At 70.9% G+C, this 12,235-nt stretch carries 13 protein-coding genes; 4 read left to right on the forward strand and 9 right to left on the reverse strand.

Annotation, left to right across the window (positions count from 1 at the left end):
* Nucleotides 1-12 precede the first annotated feature (12 nt).
* Complete coding sequence (locus tag J5X75_RS14070) at nucleotides 13-765, reverse strand: class I SAM-dependent methyltransferase (protein ID WP_208467810.1); 753 nt, start codon at nucleotides 763-765, stop codon at nucleotides 13-15.
* Complete coding sequence (locus tag J5X75_RS14075) at nucleotides 758-1,402, reverse strand: TetR/AcrR family transcriptional regulator (RefSeq protein ID WP_208467811.1); 645 nt, start codon at nucleotides 1,400-1,402, stop codon at nucleotides 758-760. The genes J5X75_RS14070 and J5X75_RS14075 overlap by 8 nt, the downstream gene beginning before the upstream one ends.
* 50 nt (nucleotides 1,403-1,452) lie before the next feature.
* Here J5X75_RS14075 and J5X75_RS14080 point away from each other — a divergent pair, with 50 nt between their 5' ends.
* Nucleotides 1,453-2,334 (forward strand): alpha/beta fold hydrolase, encoded by an 882-nt coding sequence (locus J5X75_RS14080; RefSeq protein ID WP_208467812.1) that lies wholly within the window; start codon nucleotides 1,453-1,455, stop codon nucleotides 2,332-2,334.
* 12 nt (nucleotides 2,335-2,346) lie between these two features.
* Here J5X75_RS14080 and J5X75_RS14085 read toward each other — a convergent pair whose 3' ends face one another.
* On the reverse strand, nucleotides 2,347-3,717 hold the full coding sequence (locus J5X75_RS14085) for a hypothetical protein (protein WP_238487935.1): 1,371 nt from the start codon (nucleotides 3,715-3,717) through the stop codon (nucleotides 2,347-2,349).
* A gap of 106 nt (nucleotides 3,718-3,823) precedes the next feature.
* Between J5X75_RS14085 and J5X75_RS14090 the strand changes: the two genes are divergently transcribed.
* Complete coding sequence (locus tag J5X75_RS14090; RefSeq protein WP_208467813.1) at nucleotides 3,824-4,135, forward strand: NIPSNAP family protein; 312 nt, start codon at nucleotides 3,824-3,826, stop codon at nucleotides 4,133-4,135.
* Here J5X75_RS14090 and J5X75_RS14095 read toward each other — a convergent pair.
* The 3 genes from J5X75_RS14095 to J5X75_RS14105 all read right to left on the reverse strand — a co-directional run bounded on the left by J5X75_RS14095 (nucleotide 4,132) and on the right by J5X75_RS14105 (nucleotide 6,238).
* On the reverse strand, nucleotides 4,132-4,704 hold the full coding sequence (locus tag J5X75_RS14095; RefSeq protein WP_208467814.1) for an NADPH-dependent FMN reductase: 573 nt from the start codon (nucleotides 4,702-4,704) through the stop codon (nucleotides 4,132-4,134). The genes J5X75_RS14090 and J5X75_RS14095 overlap by 4 nt on opposite strands.
* 130 nt (nucleotides 4,705-4,834) lie before the next feature.
* A complete protein-coding gene (locus J5X75_RS14100; protein ID WP_208467815.1) occupies nucleotides 4,835-5,527 on the reverse strand; it encodes a winged helix-turn-helix transcriptional regulator in 693 nt (230 codons plus the stop codon).
* Nucleotides 5,528-5,536: 9 nt separating this feature from the next.
* Complete coding sequence (locus J5X75_RS14105; RefSeq protein ID WP_208467816.1) at nucleotides 5,537-6,238, reverse strand: alpha/beta hydrolase; 702 nt, start codon at nucleotides 6,236-6,238, stop codon at nucleotides 5,537-5,539.
* A 113-nt stretch (nucleotides 6,239-6,351) separates the two neighbouring features.
* Here J5X75_RS14105 and J5X75_RS14110 point away from each other — a divergent pair, with 113 nt between their 5' ends.
* On the forward strand, nucleotides 6,352-6,780 hold the full coding sequence (locus J5X75_RS14110) for an organic hydroperoxide resistance protein (protein ID WP_208467817.1): 429 nt from the start codon (nucleotides 6,352-6,354) through the stop codon (nucleotides 6,778-6,780).
* A gap of 19 nt (nucleotides 6,781-6,799) precedes the next feature.
* Here the strand turns inward: J5X75_RS14110 and J5X75_RS14115 are convergent, their stop codons facing one another.
* The 3 genes from J5X75_RS14115 to J5X75_RS14125 form a co-directional block, all read right to left on the reverse strand.
* Nucleotides 6,800-7,963 carry a metallophosphoesterase gene (locus J5X75_RS14115; protein ID WP_208468004.1) on the reverse strand — a complete coding sequence of 388 codons (1,164 nt, stop codon included), beginning with the start codon at nucleotides 7,961-7,963 and terminating at the stop codon, nucleotides 6,800-6,802.
* Nucleotides 7,964-8,090: 127 nt separating this feature from the next.
* Nucleotides 8,091-9,137 carry an MBL fold metallo-hydrolase gene (locus tag J5X75_RS14120; protein WP_238487937.1) on the reverse strand — a complete coding sequence of 349 codons (1,047 nt, stop codon included), beginning with the start codon at nucleotides 9,135-9,137 and terminating at the stop codon, nucleotides 8,091-8,093.
* A gap of 14 nt (nucleotides 9,138-9,151) precedes the next feature.
* Complete coding sequence (locus tag J5X75_RS14125) at nucleotides 9,152-11,512, reverse strand: MMPL family transporter (RefSeq protein ID WP_208467818.1); 2,361 nt, start codon at nucleotides 11,510-11,512, stop codon at nucleotides 9,152-9,154.
* Between the two features lie 124 nt (nucleotides 11,513-11,636).
* Between J5X75_RS14125 and J5X75_RS14130 the strand changes: the two genes are divergently transcribed.
* On the forward strand, nucleotides 11,637-12,221 hold the full coding sequence (locus J5X75_RS14130; protein WP_208467819.1) for a TetR family transcriptional regulator: 585 nt from the start codon (nucleotides 11,637-11,639) through the stop codon (nucleotides 12,219-12,221).
* Nucleotides 12,222-12,235: the final 14 nt, after the last annotated feature.

The raw sequence follows: 12,235 nt of genomic DNA on the forward strand, positions 1-12,235 counted from the left end.
GCGCGACGCCGTTCACGCGGGCTCGCAGACGCAGAGTTGAAGTGGCGCGTCCCCGGCGAACGGCCGGCCGGACCAGTCGCCGAGTCGCTCGACGAGCCGAAGGCCACCGAGCGAGAGCAGCAGCGGCAGCTCCTGCGGGAAGATGCTTCTGATGTGGAGCGGCGCGACGACGAAGTCGGGCTCGGAGTCGGTGGAGAGGTACCACGTCCCGCGGGTGACTTGCGCGGACGGGTCGTAGATCTCGGCGACGTCGACGCTGACGCTGCCACGGTCCGGGTCCATGAACGACAACGATTCCCGGGTACGCCGTACGCCGTCGGCTTCGGCGAGTAGCCGCACGCTCGGGTTGAACACGTCGAAGACGAATCGTGCTCCGGGCGCCAGGTGTCGTCGAACCGACCGGAAGCAGCTCACCAGATCCTCAGCCGCATGCAGGTGAAGGAGGGAGTTGGCCGCGATGAACACGTAGTCGAAGGTGCGGCCGAGGTCGAAGGCCCGCATGTCGCCCCGCACCCATTCCACCGTCACACCGCGCCGGTCCGCCTTACGCCGGGCCTCCGCCAGCATGTCCGGCGATAAGTCCAGGCCTACGCACGGATGCCCGTCGGACGCGATGGGGATCATCTTGTGCCCGGTGCCGCAGCCGAGCTCGAGTACGCGCCCGCCGTGCCGATCGGCGCCGGCCCGATAGAAGTCGACCGCGGGCTCGCCGCCGGGAAACATCAGGTCATAAAGCTTCGCGTACGAGTAGAGGTCGTCACTCATCGCGCCTCACCAGCCCTTCATCGCTGTTCGCGTCGTTCACGTGGAAGAGCCGGCCGAGCTGGTCGTCGAGGATCCGCCGTGCGGTGGCGCCGTCGCGCTGCCCGCCCAGCACACTGGAGCCCAGGCCGTTGGTCAACGCGAGCAGCGCGGCCGCGGTGAGCGCCGGGTCCACGTCGGCTGCCACCTCGCCCGCCTCCTGGGCTGCGGCGATGTGTGTGGCCAGCAGCGATTCCAGTTTGTCGGGGTAGGTGGCGCCGTGCCGGGTGGCCATCTCCGCCTCGCTGCTGAAGAGCAGGGTGTAGAAGCCGGTGTAGGCCCGCGTCAGCCGTACGCTCTCCTCGTCGGTCGGCAGGACCGCCGTGAGCGTGCCGTAGACGATGGTGCGTGCGGTGACCGGCCCGAGCGCCCGGATGCTCGCCGACACCCGTTCGGTGAGTTGCTCGGCGAGGTAGGCGAGCGCGGCCAGCAGCAGCTGTTCCTTGGTGTGGAAGTAGTACTGCACGAGCCGCAGCGAGACGCCGGCCTCGGCGGCCACCTCGCGCATGGTGGCCGACTGCAGGCCGCGGGTGCTCGCTATCCGGAGCAGGGCCTCGCCGATCTGCCGCCGCCGCTGCTCGTGGTCCACCCGTTTCGGCACCGCTTGATGATACGCTCGTATCACAATCGAGGGGTTGGATGGAGGCCACGATGCCAGTCGGCGAGTTCCGCAGCGAGCAGGCCCGCGATCGGTTCTTCACCGTCTACGACGATCTGGTCGACCGGCTCTGGCCGTCCTCGTCGGTCGATGCCGATGTGGTCACCAGCTTCGGCACCACCCGCGTCCACCGTCTCGGTTCCGGCGGGCAAACCCCGTTCGTGCTGCTGCCGGGCTCGGGCGGGCCGTCGCTGATGTGGCATGCCTACGTGGACCAGTTCGCCACCGCGCGCCCGGTGATCGCCATCGACCCCGTCGGTGAGCCCGGGCCGTCCGTTCAGACCCGCGCCATCGACAACGGCGACGAGTGGTCCCGGTGGCTCGGCGAGGTCCTCGCGGCGCTCGACGTCGACCGGGCGCATCTGGTCGCCACCTCGTACGGTGGATGGATCGCGCTGCGTCACGCCTTGCGATCGCCGGACGCGGTCGCGAGTCTCGCGCTGCTCGACCCGGGCGGCTTCGGCGAGGTCAGCCCCAAGTTCCTGGCCTGGGTGATCGCATGTGGGCTGGCCAGCTTCGCGCCCCGACCGGTCCGGCACGCCCTGGCCCGGCCGCTGCGCAACCTCGCCCTCCGCGACGACGACGCGATGCCGCTGGTCAAAGCCACCTTCGGCTTCCGGCGCAAGCACATCATGCCCACTCCGCTCACCGACGACGAGCTCGCACGGATCACGGCGCCCACCCTGCTGCTGGTCGGTGGCCACAGCCAGCTGTACGACGCGGCCGAGACCGTGGCCACGGTCACCGCCCGGATGCCGCGCGTCATCGCCGAGATCATCCCCGAAGCCAGCCACGACCTCGTCCTCCGGAATCCCGGCGAACTCGCCGCACGGATCGTCACCTTCGCCGCGGAAGCCCCCGCCACGCGGGGGTGACGCCCCGGACGATCAGTGATTCCTCCGGACCACCTGCCACGCCGCGCCGAGCAGCGCGAGTGTCCGGTACAGCGCGTAGGCCGCCCACAGCGTGGCCAGAGGCACGCTCATGAAGAGCACCGCGCCGCCCAGATACCGCGTGCTCTCCAGCATCCAGCCACCGGTCAGCATGACCGAGCCCACGACGACGGCCCAGGCCAGGATGCGGCCGGCCTTGGTCAGCGCCATCCACAGGCGGGCGTTGCCGGCGTCGCCCGGCTCCATCGGGTCGCCGACCTGGGGCCGCACGGCGAGGCTGTCGATGTCGCGCGCCGCGACCCGGTCGGCCTCATGTGGTGACTCGCGCAGCACCGCCGACAGGGCGAGCAGGTCGTCGTGGCCGCGGAGCCGTCCGGTCCGCGGATCGCCGAGCAGCAGCACGACGTGCGGGAAACCGAGCAGCGACGCCTTGCCGTAGCCCCGTTTCGCCCCCGGCGGCAGCACGACCACGGTGCCGCCGTGCAGGTCGTAGCGGTGGGTGCGGTCGCCGATCACCTGCACCATTTCCGTGCCGGAGAGCATCGACGCGGTGTCGACGAGATCGGCGGCACGACTGAACATCGTGACGAATGCGGCGTACGCGGCAACGACCGCCAGCAGGCCCAGCACGGCGGCCGCGGCGCCGAGCAACTCGTGCCACCCGGCCGCGACAGCGGTGAGCAGCAACACGGGCAGGACGGCGAACAGGTACCAACCGGCGAACAGCAGGAGGCGCCGCCGGTTCAGCCAGCGCTGGGTCCGCACGCCTTCCGCGCCGGGCGGGAACGCGGGGAGAGCCCGCCCGCCGTACAGCCGTTCCCGGAGGGTCTCGCTCAGCAGCACCACGCTGAGGCGGGGAACCCGGACCTCCAGGCGGTCACCGGCCAGGCTCGCGAGGTCGCGGACGAACTGCTGCTCCTCGATCTTCGGATCGATCAGGTCGAACAGCCGCACCGCCGGCCGTCCGTCCACGGTGGCTCGCATGTCGCCCGGAGCGTCCAGGCTGACGCCCGCTTCCGGCACCAGGTAAAGCGCGGCAACCATCCGGCGGCCCCGCCCCTGGATCTCCCGGTTTTCGATCACCACCGCCGAGATCTCGGCCCACCGCAGGTCACGCCGGTACCGGCCGATCCGCACCCGCCAGCCGTCCCGGTCGACGCCGACCTGGAACCGCTGCACCGCGTACGAGAGAAGGCCGACCACCATCAGCAGGCCGACCAGTGACATCGCCCCGGTGAAGAGCCGCCCGGACACCGAGCCGCCGACGGTGAACTGCAGGCTCACCAGATAGCCGGCGAATCCCGCCATCGAAGCCGCCAAAACCGCCGCGAGCACGCGGGAGCTGACCGGACGGCGCAGATTCATCCATTCATCATGATCCAAGCGGGCAACTCGACCGCATCCACGACGACGTCCGCTGGTCCGTCTACGCGTAGGCACCTCGTGCTGAGCGTCTCCGTAGGATGGTGCGGTGATCACCTGCGTTCTGCATTACACGATCGACCCGTCGAAGATCGAGGCGTTCGAGCGCTTCGCCCGTGAGTGGATGCGGCTGGTCGCCGCCCACGGCGGCATTCATCACGGATACTTTCTGCCGGCCGAGGGGGCGAGCGACCGGGCCGAGGCGCTGTTCAGCTTCGAGAGCCTGGCCGCGTACGAGCGTTATCGCGCTCTTTTCGGGGTGGATCCCGAGTTCGTCGCCGCCGACCGGATCCGTGCGGAGTCCGGCTGTGTGCTGCGTTTCGATCGCACCTTCATGCGCCCGCTGCTGCCGAACGGCTAAGCGCCGCGGGGCAGCACGGTCAGCACCCGTGCGATGTGTTCGCGGAACTCCGCCATGAACGCGGTGAGGAACTCCTCGGTGGACTTGTCGGTGACCACGCCGTCGCCGGGGAAGAGTTCGGGGCTGTACTTGATGTACGCCTCGGGTGCGGTCATCTGCCGGGCGTTGCAGAAGCTGAGCACGGCGCGCAGGCTCTGCTGGGCGAGCGCGGTGCGGATGTCGCCGATGGACGCGCCGATCACCGCGGTCGGAACGTGGTCGAAGGCGTTCTGGCCCCAGGGGCGCGACGCCCAGTCGATGGCGTTCTTCAGCGCTCCGGGGATGGAGCGGTTGTATTCGGGTGTGATGAACAGGATGGCCTGGGAGCGGTGGATGGCGTCCTTGAACGCGACCGCCTCGGGCGGGTAGGCGGCGTCGTAGTCGGGGCTGTAGAGCGGCAGATCCCGGATCGGGATCTCCTCGAAGTCCAGGTCGCCGGGCGCCAGGCGGATCAGGGCCTGGGACAGTTCGCGGTTGACGGAGGTGGAGGAGAGGCTGCCGATGAAGTAGCCGACCTGGTACCTGGCCATGAGACTCCCTTGTCGCCTATGCCCGATTCATCCTCAGGCTAACAATGCCGTCACCCGGGCCGTGGCGTTTCGGATCACGCATCGCGCTTTCGGTCCGTCACGCGTACCCGAAGAACGTGCACGGAAACCGCTACGGGTGGGCCCCCGGCGCTTCCTGGGAACGGTTACGCGGAGACGGCAACCGGAACAGGCGGGGCAGCCGGCGCAGGGCCTCGCCGTCGCCGGACACCGACGCGGCGCCGCTCTCGACGGCGCCGGCGAGGGGAAGACCCTGCCCGGTCACGCGCAGGAACGCGTCCTCGGTGATGGTGACGACGGCGTCCGGGTTCTGCGCGGGCCCGTGCAGCGCCTCGATGGTTCCGTCGGCGACGCGGGCGTGGAAGGGCTCGCCGTCGATGCGGAACTCGTAGACCGCGTGGAGTCCGGCGGCGGCGCCGGCGTCGAAGCAGGCCCGCAGGCCGAGCACCGCCCAGCCGGGATGGAACGTCTCGGTCGCGAGCCGGTCCCCCATGGCCCACTTCATACCCCACCGGGCCAGCGCCAGGATCGGTGCGGCGAGTTCCGCGCCGGCTTCGGTGAGCGCGTACGCCGGGGTGCGGGCCGGCGGCGGCAGGGTGATCTTGTGGGCGAGTCCTTCGCGTTCGAGGTGTTTCAGCCGGGCGGCGAGCAGTCCGGTGCCGAGGCCGCGCAGGCCGGCCTGGAGATCGCCGAATCGTTTGGGCCCGGTCAGCAGCTCGCGGATCAGCAGCAGCGTCCAGCGTTCGCCGACAAGGTCCAGGGTGCGCGCGGTCGCGCAGTACTGGCTGTACGTTCGCTGCTCCACTTCACGATTCTAAACTTCACGCTTCCCGTTCTTGAAGGAACAGGCGTCCAGCAGCATCCGGGCGAGCGGCTCCGGGTGGGTGAGCATCACGTCGTGCGGACCGTCGAGCGGCCGCGTCCGGTATCCGACGGCCGCGCCGAACCGGTCGAACGGGTAGGTCTGCGGCCGGCAGTAGACGGCTGTCCCGGCGATGCGGTCGACGGCCCCGGTCAGGCGGGTCGGCTCGGTGAACGTGCGCAGGGGCTGCGGGCGCAGGCGGGCGGCCAGGCCGGCGGCGGTGTCCGGGTCCGCGACGCCGAAGGCGGCCGGAGGCGGTGCGGGGATCCGGTCGCCGCCGCCCCGGGTCTCGGCGCTCGCGCGGACCGCCGCGACGAACGTGTCCGGGGCCAGGCTGAACAGGCTGGAGCCGTCGGGGCCGGCCCAGCCGTCCACGAGGACGATGTGGCCGACCGCATCGGGTCGCGCGTCGGCGGCCTCCCGCACGACCAGGCCGGCATAGCTGTGCCCGACAAGGACGATCTCCTTCCCGTACGCCGTGACGGCGTCGACAGCGGCGGCCACCGTCCCGGCGTGATCGTGGAGTCCGTGGTCTCCGGCGGCGCTGAGATCCGGCGTGAGCGTGCGCATCCCGGCGGCGTGCAGCAGCGGAACGATCCGCTCCCAGGCCCAGGGGCCGTGCCAGGCGCCGTGAACGAGGACGAACGTGGCCATCGAGGTCCTCCTTGGGCGGCGCGGCTGCGGCGTACCCGATGACCTTATCCCTTGACTTCTCGTTTTTGAAGTGTCAGCTTCTGGAACAGGTAACGACGATGGAGGGATCGGGAATGAGCACAGCGTTGTACACGGCTCAGGCGCACGTCGCGGGAGGCCGCAACGGCCACGGGCGCACATCGGACGGACAGCTGGAACTGACCCTGCGGCAGCCCAAGGAACTGGGCGGAGACGGCGCGGGCGCCAACCCGGAGCAGCTCTTCGCGATCGGCTACGCCGCCTGTTTCGCCACGACGCTCGCTCTGGTCGGGCAGCGTGGCGGGCTCACGGCGGACGACGCGGGCATCGACGCGTCGGTCTCCCTGATCCCGGGCGACGGCGGCCGTTTCACCCTGGCGGTCGAGCTCCGGATCTCGCTGCCGTCGGTCACCGGTCAGCAGGCGGCCGACCTGGTGGCGGCGGCACACCAGGTGTGCCCGTACTCGGGTGCCACCCGCGGGAACATCGAGGTGGCACTGGTCGTCAACGGCACACGCCTGTGATCGTCACACGAGCCGTTGTCTATGCGGTGGAGCGGAGGGTCAGCAGGGTGATGTCGGGGTCGGCGCCCACCCGCACCGGCGGCCCCCAGAAGCCGGCGCCGTTGGTGACGTAGACCGGTGTGCCGTCCACCTCGCCGAACCCGGACACCACCGGCTGCTGCAACCCGACTAGATAGTCGAACGGGAACATCTGACCGCCGTGGGTGTGACCGGACAGTTGCAGGTCCACCCCGTACGGGGCGGCGTCGTGCACGGCGACCGGCTGGTGTGCCATCAGCACCACCGGCCGGCCGGGGTCCCGGCCGGCCAGCGTCTTCGCGTAGTCCGGCGGATCGGCGTACTGGGCGCCGGTGATGTCGTTGACGCCGGCGAGATCGATGGCCCCGCCGCCGTGGGCGATCTCGACCCGTTCGTTGCGCAGCACCCGCAGGTCGAGTTCGGCGGCCGCCTCCGTCCAGTTCTCGGCGCCGACGTAGTACTCGTGGTTGCCGGTCACGTAGAAGACCCCGTGCCGGCCGCGCATCCCGGTCAGCGGCAGCAACGAGTCGCGCACCCGGCCGGGTTCGGAGGTGACCACGTCACCCACCACGGCGACCACGTCGGCGTCGAGACCGTTGACGATCTCGACCATCCGCTCCACCTGGCCGGTGCCGAGCAGTGGTCCGACGTGCAGGTCGGCCAGCACGGCGACCCGCAAGCCGTCGGCGCGGCGGGCCAGGCGGGCCATCGGGATGTCGTACCGCTTGATGGACGGCGGCCGGTAGGCGCGGGTCATGCCGAACCCGGTGACGCTCACGGCGACGGCCCCGGCCGTGATGGCGGCTCCCCGGCGCAGCAGCAGACGCCGGTCCGGGTCGTGATCGACGTCCGGTTTCTGCCCGGGAGCGTCGCCGGCCGGGACGGGCACTGCTCGTTTCGCCCGGATCCGGCGGGCGACGAGCACCGGCACCTCCAGCAGCCACAGCATGATGAGCAGGTAGAACATCAGCGCCAGCCACACGAAGCCGGGCAGGGTCAGCCACCGCAGGCCGGCCGGCAGGCGGTCGCCGAGGGACAGGGTGGCCACCAGGATCGCCAGGGCGCCGCCGATCGTCACCGCTCCCGCCCGCCGCCACCGGGGGGACGTGGTGGTGTCGCGCACCAGCCGCCGCCACAGGTAGAAGTGGATCAATCCGGCGATCATGGACGCGATGAGGACGAAGACGATCACGCGGTTCCTTCCCGTGGCGGCCGCGCAACGGTAGGCGGGCCGGCTCGCGTACGGCCAGGTCGCCACAGGTGACTCTCAGGATGTGGCGACCTGGCCGGCGTCAGGCGATCTGCTGCCACCAGGCGTCGATCTCCGGCGGGTCGTCCACGTCGACCCGCTCCCCCGGCCGCGGGACCGCCAGGGCGACGTCGCGGGCCTTGGCCTCACGCCAGGTGCGGTCGGCGGGCTCCGCCCAGGGGTGCGGCGCCAGGGTGAAGGTCGCCCAGTGCACCGGGATCATCAGGCGCCCGCGGACGTCGAGGTGGGTGGCGACGCCGTCCTCGGGCACCATGTGGATGTCGGCCCAGGCGTCGCCGTACGCGCCGATCTGCACCATCGTCACGTCGAACGGGCCGTGCCGCTCGCCGATCCCGGCGAAGCCGTCGAAATAGCCGGTGTCGCCGGAGTAGAACGCCCGGCGGGTCGGGCCCTTGATCACCCAGCTGGCCCAGAGGGTCTCGTCGCGGCTGAAGCCGCGGCCGGAGAAGTGCCGTGCCGGGGTGGCGATCAGCTCGACGGCACCGACGTGGGTCGACTCGTGCCAGTCCAGTTCGACGACGCGGGTCTCCGGAACACCCCAGCGTTCCAGGTGGGCGCCCACCCCGAGCGGCACCACGAACACCAGCGCCGGCTGCCGGCCGGCGAGGGCCTGGACGGTCGCCATGTCGAGATGGTCGTAGTGGTCGTGGGAGATCACCACGGCGTCCACGGCGGGCAGCTCGTGCAGCGGGACCGGCGGCTGGTGCAGCCGCTTGGGGCCGGCCAGCGCGGACGGTGAGCAGCGGTCGCTCCACACCGGGTCCAGCAGGATCCGGTGCCCTTCGATCTCGACCAGCACGGTGGAGTGGCCGTACCAGGTGACGTGCAGGCCGTCGGCGCCGGTGGCGGGCGCGGCGACCAGCGGGACCGGCTGGTGTGGACGGCGCCGGGCCGGGCCGGTCAGCGCTCCGGCGGCGGCTTTCGGGATGTCGGCCAGCTTGATGGCGGTGCTGGTCGGCACGCTGTTGCGGAACCGGCCGCCGGCGAACTGCGGGGAAGCCTCGACACGGGTACGCCGTGCCCCGGTGATCTTCCCACCCATCTGGGCGGCGATGGTGAACGCGCTCATCTGCCGTGGTCCTTTCACGAGGCCCGGACGGGCTCGGGTTCGGTGCCGATCTCCTGCTCGATGTCGCGGTAGTGGCCGGCCAGGTGCGGCCGGTCGAGGCTCTCGCCCTCGACGTCGATGTTCGGCAGGATGCGGTCCAGCCACTTCGGCATCCACCAGGCCCGCTCGCCCATCAGATACATCAGGGCGGGGATCAGGCACATGCGTACGACGAAGGCGTCGAACAGGACGGCGGCGGAGAGGGCGAAGCCCATCGACTGGATGATCGGCTCGCCCATGAACATGAACCCGCTGAAGACCGCGGTCATGATCAGTGCGGCGGCGGTGACGACGCGGGCGCTGTTGCGGAACCCGTCGACGACGGCCTCCCGGTAGGAGGCGCCGTGGATGTGCGCCTCACGGATGCGGGTGACCAGGAAGACCTGGTAGTCCATGGCGAGGCCGAAGACCAGGCCGATCAGGAAGATCGGGATGAAGCTGATGATCGGCTGGCCGGGGAAGAGCCCGAACACGCCCTCCTGGAAGAACAGGACGGTCGCGCCGAGGGTGGCCCCGACCGACAGCAGGAAGCCGAGGGTGGCGGTCAGCGGCACCAGGATGGACCGGAAGACGACCATCAGGATCAGGAACGCCAGGCCGATGACGACGCCGAGGTAGAGCGGCAGGGCGTCGGAGAGCCGCTGGGACACGTCGGTCTGGATCGCGGTCAGGCCGGTGATGCCGATGCTGGCGCCGGTGGACTTCTCGATGCCGGCCTGGGTGTCGCGCAGGTCGTCGAGCAGGCCCTCGGTCGCGGTGTCCTCCGGCCCGTGTTTCGGGGTGATCAGGATGAGCGCGCCGGTGCCGGTCTCGTTCATGCCGGCGAGCTGAGCGTTGGCGACTTCGGCGTGCCCGGCCGCCCAGGCGACGACCTGCTGGTAGGCGGCGGGCCGGTCCTGCTCGGCGACGCCGCGGCCGTCGACGACGGTCAGCATCGGGGCGAGCCGGCCCGCACCGAAGGCGTCGTTGATCAGGTCGGCGGCCTTGCGCTGGGTGGTGTCGGCCGGCGCGGTGGAGTCCGACGGGAAGGCCAGGTGCAGCCGGGACGACGGGATCGCGACGGCCCCGAGGACCACGACCACCAGCAGGGCGAACACGGCCGGGGCGCGGCCGACGAGACGCGCCCACCGTACGCCCGCGTTGTCGATCTTTCCGGAGGCGTCGCGGGCCGGGGCGTAGCGGCGGAACCGGCCGGCGAACGCCTTGGACTTGAGGATGCCCAGCACCGCCGGGAGCAGGGTGAGCGCGACCAGGACGGCGATGACGACGGTGGCGGCGGCGCCCCAGCCCATGGCGGCCAGGAACGGCACCCCGGTGAGGCTGAGCGCGGCGAGCGCGATGACGACGGTGAGGCCGGCGAAGACGACCGCGGAGCCGGCGGTGCCGACCGCGATGCCGATCGCCTCGACGCGGTCGTCGGTGTGTTCGAGTTCGTTGCGGTAGCGGGCGAGGATGAACAGGGCGTAGTCGATGCCGACGCCCAGGCCGATCATGGTGGCCAGCAGCGGGGTGCTGGAGTCCAGGTCCGCGAAGGCGGTCATGGCGGTGATGCCGGTGACGCCGAGGGCGACGCCGACGCCGGCGGTCAGGATGGGCAGCCCGGCGGCGACCAGTGATCCGAAGGTGAACGCCAGCACGATCAGGGCGACGCCGACACCGATCAGCTCGACACTGACGCCACCCTCCTCGCCGGGTTCGCCGCCCTCCATGCCGGATCCGGAGACCTCCACCTGCAGGCCGTCGCCGCGGGCGTGCCCGATCACCTCGAGGACCCGCTCGCGCGTCGCGGCTTCGACGTCGGTGGGGGTGGCGACGTCGAACGCGAACTCGATGGTGCCGACCCGGCCGTCCGGTGACAGCGGCGACAGGGCGGCGGCGTTCTTCTCCGCGGCCGCGCGGGCGGCGGCGACGTCACCGCCGGAGGCCTGCGCGCCCTGCACGGCCATGTCGACGATCCGCTGCTTCATGCCGGCGGCCGTCTCGACCGGGCCGGCCGGCGGCTCGGCCGGCATCTGCGGCACCGACGTCAGCTCGGTGAGCAGGGCGGAGATCCGGCCCGCGTACGGTTGGTCGGCGAGCTTGCGGCCCTCGGGCGCGGCCACGACGATCGAGACGCTTGCCTCGTCGATGGCGCTGCCCGAGCCGGGGAACAGCTGCTGTTGCAGGTCGGTGGCCTTCTCCGACGGGATGCCGGGGATGGAGAACTGGTCCGACATCGGCTGCGACATGGTGGCGGCGACCGTGCCGACCCCGATCAGGGCGACCAGCCAGGCGACCAGCACCAGGGGCCATCGCCGGTAGGCGGTCTTGCCGAGCCGGTACAGCAGGGATGCCATGGAAGATCCTCCAACGCCCTCGATTTAATTGAACGGCCGGTATTGTTCAGGGCGACAGTAGGTCCCGGCCCCTGAGAGCCGGCTGAGACGATGGGGCACGTCACAGGAAAGAGAGGGACGGACATTGGCTCGCACCGTCGGCAGCGACGCGGAACAGACCCGCCGGCGCATCCTCGATGAAACGACCGCACTGTTCGTCGAGCGGGGCTACGCGGGCACGTCGATCCGGGACATCAGTGAGCGCCTGGGCATGACCAAAGGGGCGCTGTACTACCACTTCACCTCGAAAGAAGACCTGCTGCACGCGATCGTGGCGCCGCTGCTGAACGGGCTGCGCGCCTTCGTCGAGGACGTCCGCGACGCCGGCACGGTCCGCGCCGAACTGGTCCGGGAACTCGTCGACCTGCTGGACGCCAACGCCCCCCTGGTGCGGTCGCTGTCCAGCGACCCCGCGGTCAGCCGCAGCAAGCTGGAAGGACGCGGTGCGGGCGCCCCGTTCACCGAACTGGCGCAGATCCTGAGCGGGACCGACGACAGCGACGCCCTGCGCGGGCGCTGCGCCATGGGCCTCATCTTCGCCAGCGTCATCGGGCCGCCCCAGCACCAGGGGCTGGACGACAGCGACGACGGCAACCGCCGCCTCACCGAACCGGAGAAGCGGTTCGTCACCGCCGCCGCCGTGGCGGTGCTCGCGCTACCGGCGCCCTGACCGCGCCCGGTCAC

Origin of the sequence: Actinoplanes flavus (genome assembly GCF_017592555.1) — a bacterium.
Taxonomy (GTDB): domain Bacteria; phylum Actinomycetota; class Actinomycetes; order Mycobacteriales; family Micromonosporaceae; genus Actinoplanes; species Actinoplanes flavus.